The organism is Pantoea sp. MBD-2R (assembly GCF_039134845.1).
Taxonomy (GTDB): domain Bacteria; phylum Pseudomonadota; class Gammaproteobacteria; order Enterobacterales; family Enterobacteriaceae; genus Erwinia.
In genome coordinates, this window is sequence record NZ_CP152417.1 from 1,367,398 (window position 1) to 1,393,131 (window position 25,734).

Here is a 25,734-nt window from a genome sequence, read left to right on the forward strand (position 1 = left end):
CCTTTAGTGATGATGATGGGCATGAGCATGATCGTGCCCGCTTTTCCCCCAGGAGAGTTCGCAGTCGCCGTCATCGCAGCTCTGATACTCCATCTGCACCGTGGCGTGCTCTATCTGATAATGCTCATGCAGATAGTCATGGATGCGGTGCAGCAGGGCATCGTGATCGTAGGGAGGAATGACCTGAACATGCAGCGTCATCACCGGCTTTTCGCCCACCTGCCATAAATGAAGATGATGAACGTTTCGCACTTCAGGAATGCCACGCGTCAGCGCCCGTTTTAATTTATCCACGTCTACCGAAGGCGGGGTCCCTTCCAGCAGCTCATGAAAACTTTCTTTCATCAGCGCCCATGCGCTTCTTAATACCAGCAGCGCCACCACCACTGACAGAATCGGATCGACAGGCGTCCAGCCGGTATACATGATAATCAGCGCGGCAATGATGGCACCCACCGATCCCAGCAAGTCCCCCAGCACATGTAACGCGGCGGCACGGACGTTAAGGTTTTTTTCTTCGCTACCCTGATGCAGCAGCCAGAACGACAGCAGGTTCGCTAACAGACCACCGACTGCAATTACCAGCATAAATCCACCGGCAACCGGCTCTGGGTGCATAAAGCGCTGTAGAGCTTCCCAGACGATCAGTGCAGTGATGACCATCAGCGCCAGGGCATTAACAAAGGCAGCCAGCGTGGTTAAGCGCAGCAGACCAAAGGTATGGCGGCTGTTGGGCTTGCGATGGGCAAATTGTACGGCCAACAGCGCCATCAGCAGTGCGGCGGTATCCGTCAGCATGTGTCCGGCATCGGCCAGCAGCGCCAGTGAACCCGACAGCAGTCCGCCGACAATCTCAGCGACCATAAAAATAGCAGTGACCAGAAATGCGGCCAGTAAACGATTGCGGTTTCCACCGGTATGAGAATGCGAGTGCGCCATAATTATCCAGTTTTAAAATCAAGCATGCTTAATCATATCAATAATTTTACCTGACAAAACACAAAGACTTAACGTTAATAACGCTCTCTGCCGCAGTGCGATGCCTTATTAAAGCGTCAGTTTTTGAGAAATAAACCAGAACGTGTAAAATGAGCGTCAGAGAGGAGATTCTCTAAATGAAAAAGGAGAGCCAAAGCTCCCCTTTCAGTAAGATACCCGTTTGGATTACTGCGTGGTGCCATCCGTTTTGGTATCTGCACCGGGTCCGACTTTCTTATTGATATCCGGGCATTTACCGTCTTTACACTGGGTATTTTTATCAATCTGGTCGGCGGTCATCTTTGAATGATGTTTGGTGGTTTTATGCTTAGTGCCGTTGTGCGTGGCCGTTGCATCACCGGTGTTGTTGATTTTGCTGTTATCAACTTTGTTCGGTGCCAAATTCTCTTTTGCTCCACCCGCGGCTGCGCCCGCATCTGCCGCCTGGTTAGCGGTACCGTTGTTGCCGCCAGCGGCCATTGCTGCGCCACTGCCCAGAGTCATCGCTGCTGTCAGAAATACGATCGCAAACTTGTTCATCATTATGCTCCGTTAATGTTTTGTGTTGACGATCCAAACCTTGCTGAAAACGCGGTTTGAATAAAGAAATGGAGGAGGCGCAAGCGTCTCCCGCATAATGCTCACATTCGTGAAGCTTGTGATCTCTATGCGTTTTTTTTTAGTGTTGACCGATAAAAGTATAGTAAGGATTAGCAGAACAGCAAATTCGCCCGATGATTATTCAGGGAAAGTTGATTTACAGCCCCGTGCGCACGCGATAAATTGGCTGAGATGCGCCTGGTGTGCAGTATTGCCATGAAAATATCTGGAAATATTATGAATTATCAGAATGATGACCTGAGAATCAAAGAAATAAAAGAATTGCTTCCTCCTGTTGCCTTACTGGAAAAATTCCCGGCCACGGACACGGCGGCGAAAACAGTCGCTAAGGCCCGTCAGGCAATTCACAATATTCTGCAAAAAACCGACGACCGCTTATTAGTCGTCATTGGTCCTTGTTCCATCCATGATGTTACCGCCGCGAAAGAATACGCTCAGCGCCTGCTGAAGCTGCGCGAAGCGCTGAGTGATTCCCTGGAAGTGGTGATGCGGGTCTATTTTGAAAAACCGCGTACCACGGTGGGTTGGAAAGGACTGATTAACGATCCGCACATGGATAACAGCTATCAGATTAACGATGGCCTGCGTATTGCCCGTAAGCTGCTGCTGGACATTAACGATACTGGCTTACCGGCTGCCGGTGAGTTTCTGGACATGATTACTCCGCAGTACGTGGCCGATCTGATGAGCTGGGGGGCAATTGGCGCGCGCACCACCGAGTCCCAGGTGCACCGCGAACTTTCCTCCGGCCTTTCCTGTCCGGTAGGTTTTAAAAATGGTACCGACGGCACGATTAAGGTCGCTATCGACGCAATCAACGCGGCCAGCGCACCACACTGTTTCCTGTCAGTCACCAAATATGGCCATTCCGCCATTGTCGAAACCACCGGCAACGGCGACTGCCATATCATCCTGCGCGGCGGCAAAGAGCCAAACTACAGTGCGCACCATGTGAATGCCGTAAAAGCCGGCCTGGAAAAAGCGGGTCTGGACCCGCAGGTGATGATCGACTTCAGCCACGCTAACAGCAGCAAGCAGTTTAAAAAGCAGCTGACGGTGGCGGACGATGTCGCGCAGCAGATTGCGGGCGGTGACAAAGCGATTATCGGCGTAATGATTGAGAGCCATTTAGTCGAAGGCAATCAGAGTCTGGAAAGCGGCGAGCCGCTGGTTTACGGCAAAAGCGTTACCGACGGCTGCATCGGCTGGGAAGATACTGAAACTGTGCTGCGCCAGCTGGCAGACGCGGTAAAAGCCCGTCGCGGCTAAGTAAAGCGCCATAAAAAAATCCGCCCGAGGGCGGATTTTTTTATTGTCTGAACATCAGCAAATTACTTTGCTTTACCCTGGTTAGCCACGGCAGCCGCTTTCGCAGCGATCTCGTCGGCATCGCCCAGGTAGTAGTGTTTGATCGGCTTAAAGTTTTCGTCGAACTCATACACCAGTGGTACGCCAGTTGGGATGTTCAGTTCGAGGATCTCTTCTTCGCTCATGTTGTCCAGGTATTTCACCAGCGCACGCAGGGAGTTACCGTGTGCAGCGATGATCACTTTCTCACCGCTTTTCATGCGCGGCAGAATGGACTCGTTCCAGTAAGGCAGCACGCGATCGATGGTCAGCGCCAGGCTTTCGGTGGTTGGCAGCTGTTCAGCGGTCAGCGAAGCGTAACGTGGGTCGTGGCCAGGGAAACGTTCATCGGCACGATCCAGCTCTGGCGGAGTCACTGCAAAGCCGCGACGCCACTGTTTAACCTGCTCGTCACCGTATTTCTGTGCGGTTTCCGCTTTATCCAGGCCCTGTAGCGCACCGTAGTGACGCTCGTTCAGACGCCAGGATTTTTCAACCGGCAGCCAAACCTGATCCACTTCGTCCAGAATGTTCCACAGCGTGTGGATGGCACGTTTCAGCACGGAGGTATAAGCGAAGTCGAAGGTAAAACCTTCTTTTTTCAGCAGCTGACCCGCCGCTTTCGCTTCGGTACGCCCTTTATCGGAAAGATCAACATCGTACCATCCGGTAAAGCGGTTTTCATTGTTCCACTGGCTTTCGCCGTGACGTACCAGAACCAGCTTAGTTACAGCCATAGCTTAACTCCTTAAATTTCAGACGTTTCTGAGATAATGGTAAACCGAAAATTGCCCGACGCATTCCGTCGCAATTTCTACAGGCCATTACCATAACGGAAATCTGTGCAGCGCGTAAGCCTGTAGCCATCGCGATGCACGTTTTTCATGCGCTTAATCAAACCGCCGTCAGACGATAGCGCGTTACCGACTGATACGATTCACCGGGTTGTAGCCAGCAGTCGGGCTGTGGCCATTCAGGGTGATTCGGCGAGTCGGGCAGAAACTCGCTTTCCAGCGCGATGCCCTGAAAGGCAGTATAGACGCCCTGTTCGCGCGCCGGTGTGCCTTCCAGATAATTGCCGGAGTAAAACTGCAGCGCAGGCGCGGTCGTAAAGACGCTAAGCTTTAGCCGGCCATCCGCAGACCACAGTTCGGCGTTGGGCTGGTTATCCGCCACTTCGTTCAGCAGGAAAGCATGATCGTAGCCTTTCACCGCGCGCTGATCCGCATCCAGCAGGAAATCCTGCGCAACGCTTTTCAGCTGACGGAAATCAAAACCGCTATCGGTCACCGCGGTCAGATCGGCATTCGGTATCCCGTCGCGGTTCACCGGCAGATAGTAATCGGCGTTGAGCTGTAAACGATGATGACGGGCATCATCGTGCTGCGCATCCAGATTAAAATAGGCGTGATTAGTAAGATTGACCGGGCAGGGCTGGTCGACCGTTGCCTGATACTGGATCGACAGCGTATTGTCATCTTCCAGCCGGTAGAGCAGCGAAACCAACAGGTTGCCGGGATAACCCTGATCGCCATCGACAGATTCCAGTTTGTATTCCACTTCCTGCTCTGCCTGACGCACGATCTGCCAGCGGCGATGATGGAAGCCTTCCGGGCCGCCGTGCAGCTGATGCACGCCCTGATTCGCCGTCAGTTGAATAGATACGTCGTCTTTCTGCAACGTCGCGTTAGCGATGCGGTTAGCATAGCGGCCGACGGTCGCGCCCAGATAGGCCGTCTGATTCAGATAATCGGACGGTGTCGCGCAGCCCAGCAGAGCCTCACGTACGCTGCCATCTTTCATCGGGATACGCGCCGACAGCCAGGTCGCGCCCCAGTCCATAAACGTCGCAACCATGCCGCCAGCGTTGCGCAGCGTGGTGATACGCCACGGCTGGCCGTCGGGCGCATGGGAGTTGATTTCTCTTAGCATTGACCTGCTCCTGCCGATGCTTTACAGACGTAGAAGGTTTCTTTAATGCCGGATTGGGCTTCGTACTGCTCCGCCACGGCGGACTTCACGCTATCGACCAAATCCAGCGGCATCAGCGCCACGACACAGCCGCCGAAGCCGCCGCCGGTCATGCGCACGCCGCCACGCTCGCCGAGCGTCGCCTTAATGATTTCCACCAGCGTATCGATTGGCGGCACGGTGATTTCGAAGTCATCGCGCATGGAAGCGTGCGATTCCGCCATCAGCACGGCCATCCGCGCCAGATCGCCTTTTGCCAGCGCGCTAGCAGCTTCCAGCGTGCGGGCGTTTTCAGTTAGCACATGGCGAACGCGTTTAGCGACCAGCGGATCCAGCTCCTGTTCCCTTGCCGCAAACTGCTGCAAATCCACATCGCGCAGTGACGTTTTATCAAAGAAGCGGGCACCGGCTTCGCACTGCTGACGACGGGTATTGTACTCACTGCCCACCAGACTGCGGCGGAAGTTGGAGTTGATAATGACCACGGCAATATCTTCCGGCATTGGCACAGGTTGTGTACCCAGCGTCCGGCAGTCGAGCAGCATGGCGTGATCTTTCTCGCCCAGCGCGGAAATCAGCTGGTCCATAATGCCGCAGTTACAGCCGACAAACTGGTTTTCCGCTTCCTGACCGTTTACGGCGATGGCGGCACCGTCCAGCGGCAGCTGATACAACTGCTGGAAAACCGTGCCTACCGCCACTTCCAGCGAGGCGGAAGAACTCAGCCCCGCGCCCTGAGGCACGTTGCCCGCGATAACCATATCCACGCCAGCAAAATCACCGTTGCGCAGTTGCAGATGCTTCACCACGCCGCGCACGTAGTTAGACCACATCTGCGTTTCATGTGGGGTAATCGCGTCGTCCAGTGAAAAACTGTCCTGCTCGTTGTCGTAATCTGCTGCAATAACGCGGACCACGCGGTCGTCGCGTTTTGCACAGGCGATGACCGTTTGATAATCAATCGCACAAGGCAGCACAAAGCCATCATTGTAATCGGTATGCTCGCCGATCAGATTCACACGGCCCGGCGCCTGGAACGTCTGTGTTGCAGCATAGCCAAACTGGTCGGCAAAAAGCTGTTGGGTAGCGGTTTGTAATGTCATTCTGATGCTCCGGTCTCGCGGAAATGGATGTCGCTGACGGAGCGCAGGCGTTCAGCCGCCTGTTCCGCCGTTAAATCACGCTGGGTTTCTGCCAGCATCTCGTAGCCGACCATAAATTTGCGTACCGTCGCAGAACGCAGCAGCGGCGGATAGAAATGAGCATGAAGCTGCCAGTGTTGGTTTTCTTCGCCGTTAAACGGCGCGCCGTGCCAGCCCATGGAATAGGGGAAAGAGCACTGGAACAGGTTGTCGTAACGGCTGGTCAGTTTTTTCAACGCCAGGGCTAAATCCTTGCGCTGCGCATCGGTTAAATCGACCAGCCGTTTGACAGGCGCTTTTGGCAGCAGCAGCGTTTCAAATGGCCACGCCGCCCACCATGGCACCACGGCCAGCCAGTGTTCAGTTTCAACCACGGTTCTGCTGCCGTCTTTCAGTTCACGCGTGGCGTAATCCACCAGCATTGGCGAACCATGTTTGGCAAAGTAATCGCGCTGAAGATCGTCTTCGCGCTTCGCTTCATTGGGCAGGAAGCTGTTTGCCCAGACCTGGCCGTGCGGATGGGGATTGGAACAGCCCATCGCCGCGCCTTTATTTTCAAACACCTGCACCCACGGATAGTGCTGACCCAGATCGGCAACCTGTTCCTGCCAGGTTCGTACCACCTCTTCCAGTGCGGAAACGGAAAGTTCTGGCAGCGTTTTGCTGTGATCCGGCGAAAAGCAGATAACCCGGCTGGTGCCGCGCGCGCTTTCGCAGCGCATCAGAATATCTTCGCTTTCTGGCGCATCCGGCGTATCGGTCATCAGCGCAGCAAAATCGTTGGTAAACACATAGGTGCTGGTGTAATCGGGATTTTTATCGCCCGTTACGCGGGTGTTGCCAGGACAGAGAAAACAGTCCGGATCATGAGCCGGTAATTTTTCTTGTGAAGGCGTTTCCTGCGCGCCCTGCCATGGCCGTTTAGCACGATGGGGAGAGACCAGAATCCACTGATCTGACAGCGGGTTATAGCGGCGATGCGGATGATCGACCGGATTAAATTTTTGCATGTTTTGTCCTGATAACCTTACTTATACCAGCGAACCCTGGAGGAAAAATAGCACAATACGAGAGAATAAAGCGTGATCCAGTGTGGATAAATGGAATCGTTTACACAAACTGAAAAATCCGAAATAGCGGCCTTCAGGGGAAAATAATCGATAAACAGGCATGGCGCAATAGCATAAAGTGGTAGCGGTTACACTCAGAATGCAACCCGCGCCTGTACTATCTCAGCAGCGCCAGCTCAGTTCTGAGGTTAAACCACCTCTTCCTGCTGATAGCGATAGCCGCTGCCATCAGGCACAAAGGTTAAACGGTGTGTAATGCATTGCGGCGCATCTTCAGCATGGTGCGAAACAAACAGCAGCTGCGTTTTTCCTTCACCAATCAGCACGTCGACAAAGCGGCGCACCAGCTGACGGTTAATCGGGTCCAGTCCCTGAAGCGGTTCATCAAGGATGAGCAGAGCGGGATGCTTAACCAGCGCGCGCGCGATCAATACCAGCCGCTGTTGACCCCACGAGAGGCTGTGGAAAGGCACATCGGCGGCTTTGCTCATGCCAAGCCGCTGTAGCCACTGCGCTGCAAGCTGCTGCTGGCGGTCCGAAACGGCCTGGTAGATTCCAATGGAGTCGAAATAGCCGGAAAGAATGACGTTGCGCACGCTGCTGCTGACGCGGTAGTCAAGATGCAGGCTACTGCTGACATAACCGATATGCTGCTTGATGTCCCAAATGGTTTCGCCGCTGCCGCGACGGCGGCCGAACAGCGTTAAATCGTTACTGTAGCCCTGAGGATGATCGCCGGTCACCAGGCTGAGCAGCGTCGATTTTCCCGCGCCGTTCGGGCCAACAATTTGCCAGTGTTGCCCCGGCTGCACTTCCCAGCTCAGGTGATTAAGAATGGGTTTATCGTCATACGACACCACGCCATCGCGCAGTAAAATCAGCGGTAGCGCCGGTTCAGACTGCGCCTCATCAGGCTCGGGCAATGCCATTCCCTGTAAGCTTTCGCTGTGGGCCAGTTGTGCAACCAGCGCTTCAGCCAAAATTTCCTCACGTGGACCTACGTGAGTCAGCGTGCATTCAGCCAGCACGCCAACCTTATCGATAAAATCGGGAATATCATCAAAGCGATTCAGCACCAGCACAATGGTGTAATCCTGCTGATGCAGCCCGGCTAACACCTGCGCAAGATTAGCGCGTGAGGCCACATCCAGACCATCAAAAGGCTCATCAAGGATCAGCAAATCAGGCTGAGCCATCAGCGCCTGGCATAACAGCGTCTTACGCGTCTCGCCGGTTGAAAGGTATTTAAATCGCCTGTCGAGCAGGGAAGTAATGCCAAACAGCGCCGCCAGCTGTTCACAGCGCTCAGCGTTATTGATTTCAGCCTGAATAATCTGCGCGGTGGTGCGGCCGGTATCGTCTTCATCGGCGCTGAGCATGTCGGTGTTATTGCGCTGCCACTCCTCGGAGACCAGCTTTTGCAGCTGTTCGAGAGAAAGACGGGCAGGGCGGGAAAACTGCGTCGCCATCTTTCCTTTTGCCACCGGTAATTCGCCCGATAAGGCTTTAGCCAGCGAGGATTTACCGCTGCCGTTTGCGCCGACAAAAGCCCAGCTTTCACCCGCCTGGATGCAGAGATCGTTTAAGGTCAGGGTACGGGTACTGCTCAGATGAAACGTGCCTTGCGAAATATGCAACCCAGACATTGTTTATTCCATTTTATGCATTGTACCCCAACTAATAAACGCCAGCGGCCGCGCTGTCAAATGCGGCGGTTAATTTCAGAGTAGCGTGGCGATAATGACCTGGTCAGCATTAAAATGTGCTGTTACCGTCTGACCGGGTTGCAGTTTTTGCCGATCGACGCGATCGTTATCAAGCGTGGCGCACAGCGTTTCATTGCTGGCCAGGGTAATTAAAACTTCGCTGTGCGTGGCGCCTCGTTCAAGCTGGGCGAGCGTGCCGCTGAGCTGATTATCCGCCCCGGAAGCGCCTTGGGTAACATCGACCCACGGCGCTTTGATTAACACCAGCACTTCTTTTCCGGCGGTGAGCGCAAGACGATTCGCGCTTTGCTCGGTCAGCGCCACGTTGATGAGCGTTGCGCCATCGGCCAACAGGACTTCTACATGCTGCTGAATGGCCTCGGTATCGCGCTGTACAACGGTGCCAAAAAGCTGATTACGGGCGCTGGTCTGCAACGAAAAGCGAGCGATAGCGCCGAGCAGGCTGCCAAGCGGTACATCATCCTGTAAAACGTCGAACGCTTTTTGCTGAATCTGCTCCAGCAGGGCAAACAACTGGATCAGCCTCTCGCCACAGGGCGTCACCTGCGCACCGCCGCCGCCTTTGCCGCCGGTGGCACGCTCAACCAGCGTGCGGTCGGCCAGCGTGTTCATTTCATTAATCGCATCCCAGGCGCTTTTGTAGCTGATGCCTGCCAGCTTCGCGCCCTGGCTGATTGAGCCGGTGTGGCGGATCTGCTTCAGCAGTTCGATGCGGCGGGGATCGGCAAACAGTCGTTGTTGCAGCTTCAGAATCAGGGAAAGGTCGGCCTGCATAGCGGCTCCTGGTAAAAGGTTTTTCAGAATTGTACACCGTTGCGCGCGCCAGACGTAAAAACAGGTAAAACGCACAAAAGGTCAGTGCACTTTTTCTTCCCACAGATACAATGACTTCTTTTGGTCAGCAAGGGAGACAACCATGCTGGAATTACTGATGGGTCTTGGGGAAGCAATCCTCATGGTGCCGGTGGTGATGGCGATTATCCTCGGGCTGATTTACGGCCTGGGCGAAGTGTTTAACGTTATCTCCAAATTTGGTCACCGCAAGGACCAGACGGCGAAAAGCCGCCAGTAACAGAGCTTTATACCGCGCCCGCATTTTCCGGGCGCGTTTTTTTTGCGCGATCTCAACTTCTCTCTTCTCCTGCCGATAAATTACGTGACAAGGTTTTTTCTCGTTATAGTATCTCCTACATAACGACACCCTCTGGAGAACACCATGTCTGTGAAATTACGTCATTTCTTTATCGGTACAGTTTTAACGGCCAGCGTGGCAGGCCATGCCGTGGCGGCAGAAACTCTCACCGTATTTGCGGCTGCGTCGCTGACGAATGCATTGCAGGATATTGCTCAGCAGTATCAGCAGGGAAAAGAGGTGAAAATCGTCTCTTCGTTTGCCTCCTCTTCGACGCTGGCACGCCAGATAGAGCAGGGTGCGCCTGCGGATCTGTTTATCTCTGCCGATCAGCAGTGGATGGATTATGCTGCGCAGAAGAAAACGCTGGATGATGCCAGCCGCGTCACGCTGCTGGGTAACGATTTGGTGCTGGTTACGGCCGACGCGAAGGCTCCGCAGGTGGCGATTAACAAAACCACCGACTGGAAAAGCTTGCTGAAAGGCCAGCGTTTGTCGGTGGGCGATCCCGATCATGTACCCGCCGGTATTTACGCGAAAGAAGCGTTGCAAAACCTTGGTGCATGGTCTGAGTTAGAGCCGGTGTTGGCCCGGGGAAACAGCGTGCGAGCTGCGCTGGCGCTGGTCGAGCGTAACGAAACGCCTTACGGCATCGTGTATGGCTCCGATGCCATCGCCAGCAAAAAAGTCACCGTGGCCGGCGTCTTTCCCGCTGACAGCCACAAGCCAGTGGAATATCCCATGGCGATGCTGAAAGATCGTAATTCTGCCAGCGTTACCGCTTTCTACAACTATCTGAAAGGGCCAGATGCGGCGGCCGTTTTCAAACGTTACGGATTTACACCGGTATTATGATCCTTAGTGACCCCGAATGGCAGGCGATTGCGTTAAGCCTGAAAGTTTCAACAGTTGCGGTATTGTTCAGCCTGCCGTTCGGGATCCTGATGGCCTGGATACTGGTGCGTTGCCGTTTTCCAGGCAAAACCCTGCTCGACAGCCTGATCCATCTGCCGCTGGTGCTGCCACCGGTTGTGGTGGGCTATCTGCTGCTGATCGGCTTTGGGCGGCGCGGTTTTATCGGCGAATACCTGTATGACTGGTTCGGTTTTACCTTTGCTTTCAGCTGGCGGGGAGCCGCGCTGGCTTCCGCGGTTATCGCTTTTCCGCTGATGGTCAGAGCAATCCGTCTGGCGCTGGAAAGCGTCGACAGCAAGCTGGAGCTGGCGGCACGCACGCTGGGCGCCGGGCGCTGGCGGGTCTTCTTCACCATCACTTTACCGCTTACGCTGCCCGGGATTATTGCCGGAACGGTACTGGCTTTCGCCCGCTCGCTGGGCGAGTTCGGCGCCACTATCACCTTCGTGTCAAATATTCCTGGCGAAACCCGCACTATTCCTTCCGCGATGTATACCCTGATTGAAACGCCCGGTGCGGAAAACGCGGCGGCGCGTCTCTGCGTGATTGCTATTGTGCTGGCGCTCTGTTCGCTTTGGCTGTCGGAATGGCTTGCACGCTGGGGCCGCAAAAGGCTGGGGGGAACATGCTCGAACTGAATTTCACGCAGCGGCTGGGCGAGCATACGCTGAAAATTAATGCACAGCTGCCAGCCCGCGGTATTACCGCTATTTTTGGCGTGTCGGGCGCGGGTAAAACGTCCCTGATCAACGCAATTGGTGGCCTGACGCAGCCGCAGGAAGGCCGGATTGTGCTCAACGATCGTCTGCTCAGCGATGCCGCGTCGGGCCTGAACCTGCCGCCGGAGAAACGCCGAATTGGCTATGTATTTCAGGATGCCAGGCTGTTTCCTCACTATCGGGTGAAGGGCAATCTGGAATATGGCATGGCGAAAAGCATGCGGCCGCAGTTTGATTCGCTGGTCGCGCTGCTGGGCATTGGCGAGCTGCTGTCACGTTTTCCCGCCTCGCTTTCTGGCGGTGAAAAGCAGCGGGTAGCGATTGGCCGTGCGTTGCTGACTGCGCCTGAGATTTTATTGATGGATGAACCGCTGGCCTCGCTGGATCTGCCGCGCAAACGTGAGCTGCTGCCTTATCTGCAAAAGCTGGCAAAACAGGTTGAGATCCCCATTCTTTACGTCAGCCACAGCCTGGATGAAATTATTCAGCTGGCGGATAATGTGCTGGTGCTGGACAACGGTGAAGTCAAAGCGTTGGGCACGCTGGAGAAAGTCTGGGCCAGCAGCGCGATGCGGCCCTGGTTGCCCCGCGCCGAGCAAAGCACCGTGCTGAAAGTGCAGGTGCTTGAGCAGCATCCTCATTATGCGATGACCGCGCTGTCCTTAGGCGATCAGCATATTTGGGTCAGCCGCATCGATGCACCGCAGAAGACGCCGCTGCGCATTCGTATTCAGGCGGCGGACGTTTCGCTGATCCTACAGCCGCCGGTTAACAGCACTATCCGCAACGTGATCCCGGCGAAGGTTGCTGAACTGTTGGAAATTGAGGATCAAATTGAGGTGAAGCTGCTGGTCGGTCAAAGCGAATTGTGGGCGCGGATCACGCCCTGGGCTCGCGATGAGTTAATGATTAAACCGGGTATGTGGCTTTATGCGCAAATCAAAAGCGTGGCGATTGTCACCTGATTACAGCACTTCTTTGTAGATAGTGTCGGCAATGCCCGGTTCAAGATTGGTACCGATGACGCGACCGGCACGGGCTTTGATGGCGTCATCGGCATTGCCCATTGCCACGCCCAGCCCGACGTTTTCCAGCATGCTCAGGTCGTTATAGTTATCCCCGAAGGCCAGCACGTCGCGCATCTGATAACCTTGCGACTCGACCCATTCTGCCAGACGCTTACCTTTGCTGTTGCCCGCTTTGGCAATATCGACCTGATCGTGCCATGACCATTCGCAGGCCAGCCCCATCTCGTTTTCCACTTTTTCCGCGAACTGCTGTAGCGCGCGAGTGTCAGGATGTGAAAGCGCAAACTTCCAGATAGCGTCAGCCTGTTGGGCCGCTTTCGCCAGGCTGTCGACGTGATTAAACACCGGGCGCTGAGGTTCAGGCAGCGAAAGTCCCCAGTTAATCGTCCGCGTAACGTGGCCGGTTTCGGTCTGATAAAGCATCGCATTATCCACATACAGCAGCCCGTGGATCGCGGCTTTATCCAGCATCTCAATCACCCTGAGCGCCTGTGCTGCTGGCAGCGGATCGGCTTTTAAGACCTTTTTTGCATGATAATCATACAAATAGGTACCATTACAGCAAATTGCAGGTGTATCGAGCGCCAGCGCCTGATAAAAAGGATGGATGGCCACATGATGGCGGCCGGTCACAATCACCACCTTCACGCCAGCCTGCTGCGCTTTTTCCAGCGCGGCCAGTGATTCCGGCAGAATAGTTTTACCCGGCGTTAACAGAGTGCCGTCCAGGTCTAAAGCAATGATGCGATAACTCATAAACAGTTCCGAAAGTGACTTAATATGAGCTAATGAGTGTACACGGTGTGACCGGGTTAACAAAATTGACCGGCACAAATCACGCTACCCGCTTTGTCAAAACGCGCTACGCTGAAGCAGGTCAGAAACTCAGAACAAGGAGAATTCATGAAACAAGTCGTCTATACCGCCAGTCCGGAAAGCCAGCAAATTCACGTTTGGGATTTGAACGACAACGGGGCGTTAACCCTGTTGCAGGTTGTGGATGCGCCAGGTCAGGTGCAACCGATGGTGGTCAGTCCTGATAAAGGTTTTCTCTATGTTGGCGTGCGCCCCGATTTTCGCGTGATCGCTTACAAAATTGATGGGGAAGGAAAACTGGCAGAAGCAGGTCACGCATCACTGCCCGGCAGCCCTACGCATATTTCGACCGATCGGGAAGGGCGCTTTATCTTTGTCGGCTCCTATAACGATGCCTGTGTCAGCGTTACGCCGGTCGGCGCGGATGGCCTGCCTGGCGCGCCCGTCTCGGTGATCCACGGCCTGGACGGTTGTCACTCGGCCAACATCGATCTCAGCAATAAAACGCTGTTTGTCCCGGCACTGAAACAGGATCGTATCTGCCTGTTCGATTTGCAGGATAACGGCGGGCTGGTGGCGCATAAGCAACCTCAGGTGACTACGGTTGAAGGCGCCGGCCCGCGCCATATGGTGTTCCATCCAAACCAGCAGTATGCCTACTGCGTTAACGAACTGGACAGTACGGTTGACGTCTGGCAGCTGAATAACGCGCATGGCGAAGTCGAACGCGTACAAAGTCTGGATATGATGCCGGAAGGGTTTAGCGACACGCGCTGGGCGGCCGATATTCGCCTGACGCCAGATGGTCGTCATCTTTACAGCTGCGATCGCACGGCCAGCATTCTTACCGTGTTTAGCGTCAGCGAAGATGGCGGGTTGCTCACGATTGAAGGCTATCAGCCAACCGAAACGCAGCCGCGTGGTTTTAATATCGATCACAGCGGTAACTACCTGATTGCCTCAGGACAGAAATCGCATCACATTGAAGTGTACAAAATTACCGGTGAGCAAGGGTTGCTGGCACCGCTGGCGCGCTACGCGGTGGGTCAGGGCCCAATGTGGGTGACGATCGCGGCGCTTTGAAGGCGATGAGATTGGCAGCATAGTGCTGGCATGAGGAACATGGGCCGTCCACAAAGACGTAAAAAAGCGGCGTCCCTGCCGGCTCCGTGCATGGCCCAGGACGCTTTGTTCCCGTCCCATGATCCTCATGCTTTGACTTATTCACCGTCTGCAATAAGGGCAGGGGTAAGCCCGCCCTTATTTATTGCAGTTAGCTGTAGATAGCGGTAATCGATGCGCTGTCCAGCTGATGGAAATGGACATTAAAGCCCAGCATCGCCCCGCTGGCGTTTTCATCCACTTCCAGCGTCTCCACGTCTAAGGCATAGACGGTAAAGATATAGCGATGGCTTTCACCTTTTGGTGGTGCCGCGCCGCCGTATCCCGCTTTACCAAAATCGGTGCGCGTTTGCACCGAGCCGGAAGGCAGGTCGGCCACGCCAGAACCCGCGCCCTGTGGCAGAACACGCGTGTCAGCAGGCAGATTCGCCACGCCCCAGTGCCACCAGCCGGAACCGGTTGGCGCATCGGGATCGTAGCAGGTTACCACAAAACTTTTGGTGCCCGACGGCACCTCATCCCAAGCCAGATGCGGCGAAAGGTTATCACCGGTGTAGCCCATGCCGTTAAATACCTGGCGTTCCGGCAGCTTATCGCCATCGTTAAAATCCTGGCTGAACAGTTTCATTTCACCTCCTGGTGTTACAGATGCAGTAGTTTCAGCAGCTCCTCGGCTGCGGCTGCGGACGATGCAGGGTTTTGCCCGGTCACCAGATGACCATCGGTCAGGGCATAGCTTCCCCAGTCGTCGGTCTTTTCATAGTGGCCGCCCAGCGCTTTCAGCTCGTCCTCAACCAAAAAAGGTACCACATCTGTTAACCCAACGGCGCTTTCTTCGCTGTTGCTGAAACCGGTGACGCGTTTGCCCGCAACCAGTGGCGTGCTGTCTGGTTTTTTCGCATGGCGCAATACGCCCGGCGCGTGGCACACGGTGCCAACCGGTTTGCCGTTAGCATAGAAATTCTCAATCAGTTCAATACTGTGCTGATTTTCAGCCAGATCCCACAACGGGCCGTGACCGCCGGGATAGAACACGGCATCAAACGTGGTGCTGTCAATGCTATCCAGCTGTTGAGTGTTTGCCAGCGCCTGCTGGGCGACGATGTCTTTACGGAAACGCTCCGTATCCACCGTCTGCGCATCCGGCGCGTCGCTGACCGGATCAAGCGGTGGCTGGCCGCCCGCAGGCGAGGCCAGTACCACATTAGCTCCCGCATCGCGAAAGACGTAGTAAGGTGCCGCGAACTCCTCCAGCCAGAAACCGGTTTTCTTACCCGTGTTGCCCAACTGGTCATGGGAGGTCAGCACCATTAAAATTTTCATCTCGCTCTCCTTAAGGTTTGTCGCCGGCGACTCTGATCAGCACTTTGCCAAAGTTCTGGCCTTCTAACATGCCAATAAAGGTTTCCGGAGCATTGTCCAGGCCGTCGACGATATCTTCGCGGAACACGAAGCGATCTTCGGCTACCCACTGGCTCATTTGCTGGAAGAATTCGCCAAAGCGATGGCCGTAGTCCTGAGTGATGATAAAGCCTTCAACGCGCAGGCGCTTACGCAGGATTGCGCTCTGGAACTGTGGCAGATGATCCGGGCCAGGGGCGGTTTCCGTGCTGTTGTAGTCGGCAATCAAGCCACAAACCGGGATGCGGCCTTTGGTATTCATCAGCGGCAGAACGGCCTGGAATACCGGACCACCAACGCTTTCGAAATAGACATCGATGCCGTCGCGGCAATAGCGCTTCAGCGACTCGGCCAGATCGCCGGAGCGATGATCCAGGCAACGGTCAAAGCCCAGCACTTCTTCGGCGTAGCGGCATTTTTCTTCGCCGCCAGCAATGCCCACAACATAGCAGCCTTTCAGTTTGGCTATCTGTCCGACCATGGAACCCACTGCGCCGGTAGCCGCTGCCACCACCACGGTTTCGCCAGGCTGCGGATTACCGATATCCAGCAGACCCATATAGGCGGTGAAGCCGGTCATCCCAAGCATGCCCAGCGCCCAGGAAGGGTGCTTCAGCACCGGGCCGGTCAGTTTAAACAGGTCTTTGCCATCGGAAATGGCGAAATCCTGCCAGCCGCTCTGGCTGACAACCCAGTCGCCCGGCGCATAGTCTTCATGGTTAGATTGTTCAACGATAGCGACGGTGCCTGCGCCCATCACGTCATTGACTGCAATCGGCGGAACATAAGAAGGCGCGTCGCTCATGCGGCCACGCATATAGGGATCCAGCGAAAGCCAGACGGTACGCAACAGAATTTCACCTTTCCCTGGCGTGGGTACGTGCTGCGACTCAAGACGGAAATTCGCTTCGGTTGGCGCACCGTGAGGGCGTGAGGCCAACACAATGCGGCGGTTAGTCTGTTTATCTTGCGGCATGATCTTTCTCCTTATATTTACTGCTCGTAGGTAGAAAGCGTAGTGCATCAGCGCCTCTCTCGCCTGGTCGCACGTGCGGCGCATGGGGAGAAAGGCGGCTGGGGAACTCAGGCCATAAACAGCGCGGGACAGACCAGCGCCGCTGCAATAGCGTCTGTTAACTGCTGAAGTGCCTCAGGCTGGATGATATAAGGCGGCATCAGGTAGATCAGTTTGCCAAACGGGCGGATCCAGACGCCACGTTCGACAAAGAATCGCTGGAGTGCAGCCATATTTACCGGGTGATGGGTCTCAATGACGCCGATGGTGCCGAGCACGCGGGCATCCTTCACTTCCGGCAGATCCTGCAAAGGCAACAGAGCGGAACGCAGATGCGCTTCAATGTTCGCCACCTGCTGCTGCCAGTGATTCTCCTGCAACAGCGCCAGACTCTCGCTGGCAACGGCGCAGGCCAGTGGATTCCCCATAAAGGTAGGGCCGTGCATAAAGCAGCCCGCTTCGCCGTTGCTGATGGTGTTTGCCACATCGCGTGTGGTCAGCGTGGCGGAAAGCGTCAGGGTACCGCCCGTCAGCGCCTTGCCAACGCACATAATGTCGGGCGCAATCCCTGCATGTTCACAGGCAAACAGCTTGCCGGTACGGCCGAAACCGGTGGCAATCTCATCGGCAATCAGCAGGATGTTATGGCGATCGCAGAGTTCACGAACGCGCTGTAGGTAGCGTGGATGGTAAAAGCGCATGCCGCCCGCGCCCTGCACAATCGGTTCCAAAATCACCGCGGCCAGCTCATTCGTATGCTGCTCAATCAGCCGCGTGAAATCATCCGCATCGTTCTCCAGCCATTCGTCATCAAAACGACAGGCGGGCGCCGCGGCGAAAAGATGCGTCGGCAGATAGCCCTGGTACAGGCTGTGCATGGAGTTCTGCGGATCGCACACTGACATCGCCGCAAAGGTATCACCGTGATAGCCATTGCGCAGCGTCAGAAAACGCTGGCGCTTTTCGCCGCGCGCCTGCCAGTACTGCAACGCCATTTTCATCGAGACTTCCACCGCGACCGATCCCGAATCCGCCAGGAAAACGCACTCCAGACCGGCCGGCGTCATCGCTACCAGCTTACGGCACAGCGCCACGGCGGCAGGATGCGTAATCCCACCAAACATCACGTGTGACATCTGTTCAATCTGCGCATGCATTGCCTGGTTCAGGCGAGGGTGATTGTAGCCATGAATCGCCGCCCACCACGACGACATCCCGTCCGTCAGCTGTCGCCCGTCGGCCAGTTGCAGGGTGGTATCGAAGGCGTTAGTGACCGGATAAACCGGCAGCGGCTTGCTCATTGAGGTGTAAGGATGCCAGATATGGTCGCGGTCAAAGGCGAGATCGGAAGGGGTCATAAAAAACTTGTAAACCATTTTCAAAAAATTTAGTTTACAAGTATAACCAGGCAATAACGACAAAACAGCATTATTTTTGGAGCAAGCAATGGCAACTCGCTGGACAATCGCCCAGGCCCAGGCCCTTTTTGACAAGCCGTTTTTAGAGCTGATGTTCGAAGCGCAACAGATCCACCGTCAACATTTCGATCCGCGTCAGGTTCAGGTCAGCACGCTGCTGTCGATTAAAACCGGTGCCTGTCCGGAAGACTGTAAATACTGTCCGCAGAGCGCCCGTTATAAGACCGGCCTGGAGTCCGAGCGTCTGATGGAGGTGGAAGAGGTCCTGATCTCCGCGCGCAAAGCAAAAGCGGCCGGTTCTGACCGTTTCTGCATGGGTGCAGCATGGAAAAACCCGCACGAGCGCGATATGCCTTACCTTGAGCAGATGGTAAAAGGCGTAAAGGAGATGGGGCTGGAAACCTGTATGACGCTGGGCACGCTCAGTAACGATCAGGCGGCGCGTCTGGCGCATGCTGGTCTCGATTACTACAACCACAACCTCGACACCTCGCCGGAATTTTACGGCAGTATTATCACCACCCGCAGCTATCAGGAACGTCTGGATACGCTGGGCAAAGTCCGTGATGCGGGCATCAAGGTCTGCTCAGGCGGCATTGTAGGTCTTGGCGAAACCGTGAACGATCGCGCGGGCCTGCTGGTGCAGCTGGCGAACCTGCCGACGCCGCCCGAAAGCGTGCCGATTAACATGCTGGTAAAGGTCAAGGGAACGCCGCTGGCGGACAATGACGATGTCGATCCCTTTGATTTTATTCGAACTATCGCTGTGGCACGCATCATGATGCCGACGTCGCACGTCCGTCTTTCTGCGGGTCGTGAGTCGATGACTGAACAGACGCAGGCAATGTGCTTTATGGCGGGGGCAAACTCGATTTTCTACGGCTGCAAGCTGCTGACCACGCCGAACCCGGAAGAAGATAAAGACATGATGCTGTTCCGCAAACTGGGGCTGAACCCTCAGCACACCACCACGGAAGCGGGCGACAACGAACAGCAGCAAACGCTGGCGGGCCAGTTGCTCAACGCCGATACCGAACAGTTCTACAACGCGGCAGTGTAAATGGGCTGGCAACGAATCAGCCTGGCGCTTGCAGAGCGTCGGGCCAAAGGTCAGTTCCGTCAGCGCCGCGTCACTGACCAGGGGAACGCCCGCCTGTTGCAGGTAGATGGACGGCGCTACCTTAACTTTTCCGCCAACGACTATCTGGGCCTCAGCCACCATCCTCAGGTAATAACCGCCTGGCAACAGGGTGCGGAACGTTATGGTGTGGGCGCAGGGGGATCGGGACACGTAACCGGCTATAGCGTACCTCATCAGGAATTTGAACATCAGCTGGCCGACTGGCTGGGCTATCCGCGCGCGCTGCTGTTTATCTCAGGATTTGCCGCTAACCAGGCGGTGATCGGCGCCATGCTGGCGAAAGACGATCGCCTCTTTGCCGACAAGCTTGCCCATGCTTCACTGCTGGAGGCGGCCTCGCTCAGCCCGGCTACGCTGCGTCGCTTTGCGCATAATCAGCCCGCGTCGCTCGCAAAGCTGCTGGCAGGCAAAGAGGGAGAGGGCGAGACGCTGGTGGTAACGGAAGGCGTATTCAGCATGGATGGCGACAGCGCGCCGCTGGCCAAACTGCATCAGTTAACGCATCAACACCATGGCTGGCTGATGGTGGATGACGCGCACGGCATCGGAACCGTTGGCGAAGAGGGCCGTGGCAGCTGCTGGCAACAGCAGGTGAAGCCCGAACTACTGGTTGTCACCTTTGGCAAGGCCTTCGGACTGAGCGGCGCGGCGGTGTTGTGCAGCGAAGAGATCGCCGACTATCTGCTTCAGTTTGCTCGCCATCTGATTTACAGCACCGCGATGCCGCCGGCTCAGGCCTGCGCGTTGCAGGCGGCCTTGACCTGCGTTCGTCAGGGCGACGAGTTGCGTCAGCGCCTGCAACAAAATATTCAGCAGTTCCGTCAGGGCGCCGCTGAATGCGGGCTGAAAACCCTCGCATCCACGACCGCGATTCAGCCACTGATTGTTGGCGACGAGGTGCGAGCACTTGAGCTCGCGGAAAACCTGCGCGAGCAGGGCTGCTGGGTCACGGCAATCCGTCCGCCAACCGTGCCGCCAGGCACCGCCCGTCTGCGCATCACCCTGAGCGCGGCGCATCTGCCCGCTGATATCCAACGGCTGCTGGAGGTGCTCGATGACGCTAAGGGTTAATAAACATGCCGTTGCTCAAGCTTTTGGCCGGGCAGCGCAAAGCTATAACCAGCATGCGGAACTACAGCGTCTGTGTGGCGAAAAGCTGGCATCTTATGCGGCGCGTCAGCAGGGACTGAATGTTCTGGACGCCGGCTGCGGTCCGGGCTGGTTCAGCCAGCGCTGGCGCAGCGCGGGCAATCGGGTTACGGCGCTGGATTTATCTTCTGCCATGCTGGCGCAGGCGCGTGAAGAGAACACCGCCGATGATTATCAGCAGGGCGACATCGAAGCGCTGCCGTTTGCCGGCGGGCGGTTCGATCTGTGCTGGAGCAATCTGGCCGTGCAGTGGTGTGACGATTTGCGTCTGGCGCTGAAAGAACTGCGGCGCGTCACCCGACCTGGCGGACAGGTGCTGTTCTCGACGCTGGCGGCCGGATCGCTTAGTGAGATGCATATCGCCTGGCGCTCGCTGGATCTGCCTGCACCGGTCAACCGTTTTCTCCCGACGGAGGCTATTCACCAGGCGGGCCAGCCTTTTGGATTACGTCTTGAACAACAAACGTTAACGCTCGCTTTTGCCGACGTGCTCAGCGCCCTGAAATCGCTAAAGGGCATCGGCGCGACGCATCTGCACGAGGGGCGTAGCGGTGGCCTGAGCCGTCGGCATTTACATCAGCTGGCGCAGCACTGGCCGCGTGATGACCGTGGCTATCTGCTCAGCTATCAACTGGTTTATGGAGTAATAAATTGTGAGTAAGCGTTGGTTTATCACCGGCACGGATACGGAAGTCGGTAAAACCGTAGCCAGTACCGCACTGTTACAGGCAGCGAAAGCGGCAGGGTTTTGCAGCGTAGGGTACAAGCCGGTCGCTTCCGGGTGTGAGGTGACGGAAGCGGGCGTGCGTAATAGCGATGCGCTGGCTTTACAGCGTAACAGCGTGCTGACGCTGCCGTATGAAACGGTTAACCCGTTGGCCTTCGTCGAGCCCACTTCGCCGCATATCGTCAGTGCGGAGGAAGGCAGACCGATTACCTTTTCCCAGCTTTCGGCGGGGCTGGCAACGCTGAGTAGCCAGTCTGACTGGGTACTGACCGAAGGCGCAGGCGGCTGGTTTACACCGCTTTCTGAAACCACCACCTTTGCCGAATGGGTACAGCTGGAACAGCTGCCGGTGGTGCTGGTGGTTGGGGTGAAACTGGGCTGTATCAATCATGCCATGCTGACGGCGCAGGCAATTCAGGCCAGCGGACTGCGTCTGGCGGGCTGGATTGCAAACGACATCCAGCCCCGGGGCAAGCGGCATCAGGAATATATGGCTACCCTGACGCAGCGTTTGCCTGCACCGCTGCTGGGCGAAATCCCTTATCTGCACGACGGTAAAGATTTCGACCACTTAGGGCAGTATCTGCGCCTGCCTGAATAGCCGCGTGGCGGAAGGGATTCCGCCACAAATTCAGGACACCGTCAGCCAGGTGTTCACCATGCTTTCATCCAGCTGCGCGACCTTACCGTGCGCCACGTTGCGCCCGCGATGGAGCAGCAGGAAGTAGTCGGCCACCTTACGGATAAACGAAATCCGCTGCTCAAGTAGCAGGATCGTTAAGCCAAAATCGTGGTTAAGCCGGTGGATCAGATTGCCCATTTCCTCTTCCAGCCACGGCGCCATGCCTTCGGTTGGCTCATCCAGAATCAACAATTTCGGCTGCAAAACCAGTGCTCGTGCCAGCGCCAGCTGCTGTTGTTGATCGACCGGCAGCTCGCCGCAGCGCTGATGTCGCAGCGAGTAGAGCAGCGGAAACAGTTCAAACACCATCGGCGGAATGGCAGGGTGCCGTTGCTGACCCGCGCCTGCCAGCAGGGCAATTTGCAGATTGTCTTCGACGCTTAGCTGTGAAAAAAGGTGGCGGCCCTGCGGCACATAACCAATTCCCAGCGCAGCACGCTGTTCAACAGGCTGCATAAGGAGGTTTTGCGGCGGACCGTTGTCTTCCTGCCAGATCATCGAGCCACTGTTGATGGGCAGGTGACCCATAATGCAGTTGACCAGCGTGGTTTTTCCCATCCCTGGCCGCCCCAGCACGCCCGTACAGGTGCCCGGCGGCAAATCCAGATCGACATCCCACAAGATATGATTCTGCCCGTAAAACTGGTTAACAGAACGTAAGCTCAGCATCTGACACTCTCCTCCAGACAGTTTTCGATCGCACCTGATTGCATCCGCTCTACGTCGTGTGGCAAGCAGTCGTCAACGTTTCCTGCGAAACGTCTGCGGCTTTGTGCTTCTCGCTCTGGTGTTTTGAAAGCGTGAGGCGGTCTGAGTACCTTGCAATTCACAGGCCAACTTAAAAGGGGCGGTGACAAAATGGCCGTTGTGAGGAAATTAGCACCAGTTATTGGTCAGGAAATGTTAATAATTTACCGGTGAAACTGTCTTTTGCACTCTGTCAGTGCTCGTGACTTATCATCAGTGGTGCAATTGCCTGAATGGGAGGCAAAGATGGGGTGCTGGCAGACAGAAAATAAAGGGTGAAAAAGGCTGGCGCTGGCAAAATAAGTGTGCCTGACCGGCAGGAAAGAGGTTCTTAAACGACAAAAAAAAAGCAAAAAAAAATATTTGCGTACGCACTCATGCCCGACTGAAGATTTATACACAGCAGACGGCTCGGGCGTTACAATCAGTTATCCACTATTCCTGTGGATAACCGTGTGCATGACAGGATGAAAACCTGCCTGAGGCGAGAGCGGACGCGGCCTGAGCACGGGTTGCTGCGAAACTCATCTGAATTTTCATTCCACATAAAATCAGCTAGTTAACGAAAATCAAGCTGCTGAAATGGGCGGCATAATCCAGGTGCAGCATTTTGTCAGCACGTATTGACAAATGTTAAACTTTCATCCCGCCTGGGGATAACCTTCCGCCATGCCTAATGCTTAAGCATCGAGCGGTCCTGACGAAACGCGGGCCGGGCATTCACCTACACATCCTGCAAAATAACTGTAGATATATCCAGTCTTTTTTGCTGGCAAATTCGGCATAGCGGAGTAAAATTACTCTCCAGTCCGTGCTTTTTTATCACCAGGTAGCCATGCAATGAGCAAAGTCTTTAAACTCAACTCCGATTTCAAACCTTCTGGCGATCAGCCGGAGGCCATTCGCCGCCTCGAAGAAGGCCTTGAAGATGGGCTGGCGCATCAAACGCTGCTTGGGGTAACGGGGTCGGGTAAAACCTTTACCGTGGCAAACGTGATTGCCGATCTCAACCGTCCCACGATGGTTCTGGCGCCGAATAAGACCTTAGCAGCGCAACTTTACGGAGAGATGAAAGAATTTTTTCCTGATAACGCGGTGGAATATTTTGTCTCTTACTATGACTACTACCAGCCGGAAGCCTATGTGCCCAGCTCGGACACCTTTATCGAAAAGGATGCCTCGGTAAACGAACACATCGAACAGATGCGACTGTCGGCAACCAAGGCGCTGCTGGAGCGGCGTGATGTGATCGTGGTGGCCTCAGTGTCGGCCATTTACGGCCTTGGCGACCCCGATCTCTATCTGAAAATGATGCTGCATCTGTCGCGCGGAATGGTTATCGATCAGCGTGCTATTTTACGGCGGCTGGCGGAGCTGCAATATACCCGCAACGATCAGGCCTTCCAGCGCGGGACGTTCCGCGTGCGTGGCGAGGTGATTGATATTTTCCCGGCAGAATCGGATGACTACGCGCTGCGGGTTGAACTGTTTGACGAAGAGGTGGAGCGGTTATCGATTTTCGATCCGCTGACCGGGCAGATTGATTCGGTCATTCCTCGCTACACCATTTACCCTAAAACGCACTACGTCACGCCTCGCGAACGTATTTTGCAGGCAATGGAAGACATTAAAATCGAGCTGGGCGAGCGGCGTAAGACGTTGCTGGATAATAACAAATTGCTGGAAGAGCAGCGCATTTCCCAGCGCACACAGTTTGATCTCGAAATGATGAACGAGCTTGGCTACTGCTCAGGCATTGAAAACTATTCGCGCTACCTTTCCGGCCGTGGGCCGGGTGAAGCGCCGCCCACGCTGTTCGACTATCTGCCGGCGGATGGCCTGCTGGTGATCGATGAATCGCACGTTACCATTCCGCAGATTGGCGGCATGTATCGCGGCGACCGCGCGCGTAAAGAAACGCTGGTGGAATATGGTTTCCGACTGCCATCAGCGCTGGATAACCGCCCGATGAAGTTCGAAGAGTTTGAGTCGCTGGCACCACAGACTATTTACGTTTCCGCCACGCCCGGCAAATACGAGCTGGAAAAATCTGGCGGAGAAGTGATCGATCAGGTGGTGCGTCCGACGGGGCTGCTGGATCCGCTGATTGAAGTGCGGCCGGTCGCAACGCAGGTGGACGACCTGCTTTCTGAAATCCGTAAACGTGTGGCAATCAATGAACGCGTGCTGGTCACGGTACTGACCAAGCGCATGGCGGAGGATTTAACGGAGTATCTTACCGAGCACGGTGAGCGCGTCCGTTATCTGCACTCGGATATCGACACGGTAGAGCGCGTGGAAATCATTCGTGACCTGCGACTGGGTAAATTTGATGTGCTGGTCGGTATTAACCTGCTGCGAGAAGGTTTGGATATGCCTGAGGTTTCGCTGGTGGCGATCCTTGATGCGGATAAAGAAGGCTTCCTGCGTTCCGAGCGTTCACTGATCCAGACTATTGGCCGTGCGGCACGTAACGTTAACGGCAAAGCGATCCTTTACGGCGACAAAATCACCCCGTCAATGGAGCGCGCAATTGGTGAGACGGAGCGCCGTCGCGAGAAGCAGGAAATTTATAACAAGGAAAAAGGGATTGTACCGCAGGGCCTGAACAAGAAAATCGCCGATATTCTTGAGCTGGGGCAGGGGATCAACAAGAACAAAACCAAGGGAAGGGGCAAAACGCCGCTGCGCATTGTGGAAGACGATGCGGCGGTTATCGATTTGTCACCGAAAGGCTTGCAAAAACGCATCCGCGAGCTGGAGGCCAAAATGCAGGAGCATGCGCAGAATCTGGAATTCGAAGAGGCTGCCCACGTGCGTGACCAGCTGCACGAGGTGCGCGAGCTGTTTATCGCGGCTTCGTAAT

At 55.5% G+C, this 25,734-nt stretch carries 25 protein-coding genes; 11 read left to right on the forward strand and 14 right to left on the reverse strand.

Translation table 11 applies throughout. The annotated features are described in order from the left end of the window. Positions 1-3: 3 nt before the first annotated feature. Together zitB and AAGQ96_RS06355 are read right to left on the reverse strand one after the other, a co-directional pair. The gene (zitB, locus tag AAGQ96_RS06350; protein WP_147196347.1) at positions 4-939 is read right to left on the reverse strand and encodes a CDF family zinc transporter ZitB; all 936 of its coding nucleotides are present in this window, start codon (positions 937-939) and stop codon (positions 4-6) included. 225 nt (positions 940-1,164) lie between these two features. After that, on the reverse strand, positions 1,165-1,521 hold the full coding sequence (locus tag AAGQ96_RS06355; RefSeq protein WP_147196349.1) for a protein YbgS: 357 nt from the start codon (positions 1,519-1,521) through the stop codon (positions 1,165-1,167). A 294-nt stretch (positions 1,522-1,815) separates the two neighbouring features. On the opposite strand from AAGQ96_RS06355, the gene aroG reads away from it, so the two are divergent. Beyond that, positions 1,816-2,868, forward strand: coding sequence for a 3-deoxy-7-phosphoheptulonate synthase AroG (gene aroG / locus AAGQ96_RS06360; protein WP_342755087.1), 1,053 nt, complete (start codon positions 1,816-1,818; stop codon positions 2,866-2,868). A gap of 62 nt (positions 2,869-2,930) precedes the next feature. On the opposite strand, the gene gpmA is transcribed toward aroG, so the two are convergent. From gpmA to modE, 6 genes are all read right to left on the reverse strand, one after another. Then, entirely contained in the window at positions 2,931-3,683 is a 753-nt protein-coding gene (gene gpmA / locus AAGQ96_RS06365; RefSeq protein WP_147196353.1) for a 2,3-diphosphoglycerate-dependent phosphoglycerate mutase, read from the reverse strand. 157 nt (positions 3,684-3,840) lie between these two features. After that, entirely contained in the window at positions 3,841-4,878 is a 1,038-nt protein-coding gene (galM, locus tag AAGQ96_RS06370; protein ID WP_342755088.1) for a galactose-1-epimerase, read from the reverse strand. Continuing rightward, on the reverse strand, positions 4,872-6,020 hold the full coding sequence (gene galK / locus AAGQ96_RS06375; RefSeq protein WP_342755089.1) for a galactokinase: 1,149 nt from the start codon (positions 6,018-6,020) through the stop codon (positions 4,872-4,874). Before galK ends, galM begins: the two co-directional genes overlap by 7 nt. Continuing rightward, positions 6,017-7,069 (reverse strand): galactose-1-phosphate uridylyltransferase, encoded by a 1,053-nt coding sequence (galT, locus tag AAGQ96_RS06380; protein WP_147196359.1) that lies wholly within the window; start codon positions 7,067-7,069, stop codon positions 6,017-6,019. Before galT ends, galK begins: the two co-directional genes overlap by 4 nt. Before the next feature lie 248 nt (positions 7,070-7,317). Beyond that, the gene (gene modF / locus AAGQ96_RS06385; protein WP_342755090.1) at positions 7,318-8,775 is read right to left on the reverse strand and encodes a molybdate ABC transporter ATP-binding protein ModF; all 1,458 of its coding nucleotides are present in this window, start codon (positions 8,773-8,775) and stop codon (positions 7,318-7,320) included. A 75-nt stretch (positions 8,776-8,850) separates the two neighbouring features. Then, positions 8,851-9,630 (reverse strand): molybdenum-dependent transcriptional regulator, encoded by a 780-nt coding sequence (gene modE / locus AAGQ96_RS06390; RefSeq protein WP_147196363.1) that lies wholly within the window; start codon positions 9,628-9,630, stop codon positions 8,851-8,853. Between the two features lie 142 nt (positions 9,631-9,772). Between modE and AAGQ96_RS06395 the strand changes: the two genes are divergently transcribed. The 4 genes from AAGQ96_RS06395 to modC all read left to right on the forward strand — a co-directional run bounded on the left by AAGQ96_RS06395 (position 9,773) and on the right by modC (position 12,587). Beyond that, on the forward strand, positions 9,773-9,928 hold the full coding sequence (locus tag AAGQ96_RS06395) for an AcrZ family multidrug efflux pump-associated protein (protein ID WP_147196365.1): 156 nt from the start codon (positions 9,773-9,775) through the stop codon (positions 9,926-9,928). 144 nt (positions 9,929-10,072) lie between these two features. Next, positions 10,073-10,843: a molybdate ABC transporter substrate-binding protein gene (modA, locus tag AAGQ96_RS06400; RefSeq protein ID WP_342755091.1), complete on the forward strand. Its 771-nt coding sequence runs from the start codon at positions 10,073-10,075 to the stop codon at positions 10,841-10,843. Beyond that, positions 10,840-11,541: a molybdate ABC transporter permease subunit gene (gene modB / locus AAGQ96_RS06405; protein WP_147196369.1), complete on the forward strand. Its 702-nt coding sequence runs from the start codon at positions 10,840-10,842 to the stop codon at positions 11,539-11,541. The genes modA and modB overlap by 4 nt, the downstream gene beginning before the upstream one ends. Next, positions 11,529-12,587 (forward strand): molybdenum ABC transporter ATP-binding protein ModC, encoded by a 1,059-nt coding sequence (gene modC / locus AAGQ96_RS06410; RefSeq protein ID WP_147196370.1) that lies wholly within the window; start codon positions 11,529-11,531, stop codon positions 12,585-12,587. Before modB ends, modC begins: the two co-directional genes overlap by 13 nt. Here the strand turns inward: modC and AAGQ96_RS06415 are convergent, their stop codons facing one another. Beyond that, positions 12,588-13,406: a pyridoxal phosphatase gene (locus tag AAGQ96_RS06415; RefSeq protein WP_342755092.1), complete on the reverse strand. Its 819-nt coding sequence runs from the start codon at positions 13,404-13,406 to the stop codon at positions 12,588-12,590. 147 nt (positions 13,407-13,553) lie between these two features. Here AAGQ96_RS06415 and pgl point away from each other — a divergent pair, with 147 nt between their 5' ends. After that, positions 13,554-14,549 (forward strand): 6-phosphogluconolactonase, encoded by a 996-nt coding sequence (pgl, locus tag AAGQ96_RS06420; protein WP_342755093.1) that lies wholly within the window; start codon positions 13,554-13,556, stop codon positions 14,547-14,549. Positions 14,550-14,739: 190 nt separating this feature from the next. Here the strand turns inward: pgl and AAGQ96_RS06425 are convergent, their stop codons facing one another. The 4 genes from AAGQ96_RS06425 to bioA form a co-directional block, all read right to left on the reverse strand. Further along, positions 14,740-15,216 (reverse strand): kinase inhibitor, encoded by a 477-nt coding sequence (locus AAGQ96_RS06425; protein WP_342755094.1) that lies wholly within the window; start codon positions 15,214-15,216, stop codon positions 14,740-14,742. A 14-nt stretch (positions 15,217-15,230) separates the two neighbouring features. Beyond that, entirely contained in the window at positions 15,231-15,911 is a 681-nt protein-coding gene (locus AAGQ96_RS06430; protein ID WP_147196378.1) for a type 1 glutamine amidotransferase domain-containing protein, read from the reverse strand. A gap of 10 nt (positions 15,912-15,921) precedes the next feature. Then, entirely contained in the window at positions 15,922-16,965 is a 1,044-nt protein-coding gene (locus AAGQ96_RS06435) for an NADP-dependent oxidoreductase (RefSeq protein WP_147196380.1), read from the reverse strand. Between the two features lie 107 nt (positions 16,966-17,072). After that, positions 17,073-18,362, reverse strand: coding sequence for an adenosylmethionine--8-amino-7-oxononanoate transaminase (gene bioA / locus AAGQ96_RS06440; RefSeq protein WP_342755095.1), 1,290 nt, complete (start codon positions 18,360-18,362; stop codon positions 17,073-17,075). A gap of 88 nt (positions 18,363-18,450) precedes the next feature. On the opposite strand from bioA, the gene bioB reads away from it, so the two are divergent. From bioB to bioD, 4 genes are read left to right on the forward strand one after another with little or no spacing between them, the layout of a single operon-like run. Then, positions 18,451-19,482, forward strand: a complete 1,032-nt coding sequence (gene bioB / locus AAGQ96_RS06445; protein WP_342755096.1) for a biotin synthase BioB — start codon at positions 18,451-18,453, stop codon at positions 19,480-19,482. Next, on the forward strand, positions 19,483-20,634 hold the full coding sequence (gene bioF / locus AAGQ96_RS06450; protein ID WP_342755097.1) for an 8-amino-7-oxononanoate synthase: 1,152 nt from the start codon (positions 19,483-19,485) through the stop codon (positions 20,632-20,634). After that, positions 20,618-21,373 (forward strand): malonyl-ACP O-methyltransferase BioC, encoded by a 756-nt coding sequence (gene bioC, locus AAGQ96_RS06455; RefSeq protein ID WP_147196388.1) that lies wholly within the window; start codon positions 20,618-20,620, stop codon positions 21,371-21,373. The genes bioF and bioC overlap by 17 nt, the downstream gene beginning before the upstream one ends. Beyond that, positions 21,366-22,040: a dethiobiotin synthase gene (gene bioD, locus AAGQ96_RS06460; protein ID WP_147196390.1), complete on the forward strand. Its 675-nt coding sequence runs from the start codon at positions 21,366-21,368 to the stop codon at positions 22,038-22,040. Before bioC ends, bioD begins: the two co-directional genes overlap by 8 nt. A 30-nt stretch (positions 22,041-22,070) precedes the next feature. Here the strand turns inward: bioD and AAGQ96_RS06465 are convergent, their stop codons facing one another. Further along, the gene (locus AAGQ96_RS06465; RefSeq protein WP_147196392.1) at positions 22,071-22,790 is read right to left on the reverse strand and encodes an ATP-binding cassette domain-containing protein; all 720 of its coding nucleotides are present in this window, start codon (positions 22,788-22,790) and stop codon (positions 22,071-22,073) included. A 918-nt stretch (positions 22,791-23,708) separates the two neighbouring features. Between AAGQ96_RS06465 and uvrB the strand changes: the two genes are divergently transcribed. Next, complete coding sequence (uvrB, locus tag AAGQ96_RS06470) at positions 23,709-25,733, forward strand: excinuclease ABC subunit UvrB (RefSeq protein WP_147196394.1); 2,025 nt, start codon at positions 23,709-23,711, stop codon at positions 25,731-25,733. The last annotated feature ends 1 nt before the right edge of the window (position 25,734 follow it).

Excerpts from the sequence above, each read along its gene's own strand:
- zitB (WP_147196347.1), bottom strand. The coding sequence starts at position 939 with ATGGCGCACTCGCATTCTCATACCGGTGGAAACCGCAATCGTTTACTG.
- AAGQ96_RS06355 (WP_147196349.1), bottom strand. The coding sequence starts at position 1,521 with ATGATGAACAAGTTTGCGATCGTATTTCTGACAGCAGCGATGACTCTG.
- aroG (WP_342755087.1), top strand. The coding sequence starts at position 1,816 with ATGAATTATCAGAATGATGACCTGAGAATCAAAGAAATAAAAGAATTG.
- gpmA (WP_147196353.1), bottom strand. The coding sequence starts at position 3,683 with ATGGCTGTAACTAAGCTGGTTCTGGTACGTCACGGCGAAAGCCAGTGG.
- galM (WP_342755088.1), bottom strand. The coding sequence starts at position 4,878 with ATGCTAAGAGAAATCAACTCCCATGCGCCCGACGGCCAGCCGTGGCGT.
- galK (WP_342755089.1), bottom strand. The coding sequence starts at position 6,020 with ATGACATTACAAACCGCTACCCAACAGCTTTTTGCCGACCAGTTTGGC.
- galT (WP_147196359.1), bottom strand. The coding sequence starts at position 7,069 with ATGCAAAAATTTAATCCGGTCGATCATCCGCATCGCCGCTATAACCCG.
- modF (WP_342755090.1), bottom strand. The coding sequence starts at position 8,775 with ATGTCTGGGTTGCATATTTCGCAAGGCACGTTTCATCTGAGCAGTACC.
- modE (WP_147196363.1), bottom strand. The coding sequence starts at position 9,630 with ATGCAGGCCGACCTTTCCCTGATTCTGAAGCTGCAACAACGACTGTTT.
- AAGQ96_RS06395 (WP_147196365.1), top strand. The coding sequence starts at position 9,773 with ATGCTGGAATTACTGATGGGTCTTGGGGAAGCAATCCTCATGGTGCCG.
- modA (WP_342755091.1), top strand. The coding sequence starts at position 10,073 with ATGTCTGTGAAATTACGTCATTTCTTTATCGGTACAGTTTTAACGGCC.
- modB (WP_147196369.1), top strand. The coding sequence starts at position 10,840 with ATGATCCTTAGTGACCCCGAATGGCAGGCGATTGCGTTAAGCCTGAAA.
- modC (WP_147196370.1), top strand. The coding sequence starts at position 11,529 with ATGCTCGAACTGAATTTCACGCAGCGGCTGGGCGAGCATACGCTGAAA.
- AAGQ96_RS06415 (WP_342755092.1), bottom strand. The coding sequence starts at position 13,406 with ATGAGTTATCGCATCATTGCTTTAGACCTGGACGGCACTCTGTTAACG.
- pgl (WP_342755093.1), top strand. The coding sequence starts at position 13,554 with ATGAAACAAGTCGTCTATACCGCCAGTCCGGAAAGCCAGCAAATTCAC.
- AAGQ96_RS06425 (WP_342755094.1), bottom strand. The coding sequence starts at position 15,216 with ATGAAACTGTTCAGCCAGGATTTTAACGATGGCGATAAGCTGCCGGAA.
- AAGQ96_RS06430 (WP_147196378.1), bottom strand. The coding sequence starts at position 15,911 with ATGAAAATTTTAATGGTGCTGACCTCCCATGACCAGTTGGGCAACACG.
- AAGQ96_RS06435 (WP_147196380.1), bottom strand. The coding sequence starts at position 16,965 with ATGCCGCAAGATAAACAGACTAACCGCCGCATTGTGTTGGCCTCACGC.
- bioA (WP_342755095.1), bottom strand. The coding sequence starts at position 18,362 with ATGACCCCTTCCGATCTCGCCTTTGACCGCGACCATATCTGGCATCCT.
- bioB (WP_342755096.1), top strand. The coding sequence starts at position 18,451 with ATGGCAACTCGCTGGACAATCGCCCAGGCCCAGGCCCTTTTTGACAAG.
- bioF (WP_342755097.1), top strand. The coding sequence starts at position 19,483 with ATGGGCTGGCAACGAATCAGCCTGGCGCTTGCAGAGCGTCGGGCCAAA.
- bioC (WP_147196388.1), top strand. The coding sequence starts at position 20,618 with ATGACGCTAAGGGTTAATAAACATGCCGTTGCTCAAGCTTTTGGCCGG.
- AAGQ96_RS06465 (WP_147196392.1), bottom strand. The coding sequence starts at position 22,790 with ATGCTGAGCTTACGTTCTGTTAACCAGTTTTACGGGCAGAATCATATC.
- uvrB (WP_147196394.1), top strand. The coding sequence starts at position 23,709 with ATGAGCAAAGTCTTTAAACTCAACTCCGATTTCAAACCTTCTGGCGAT.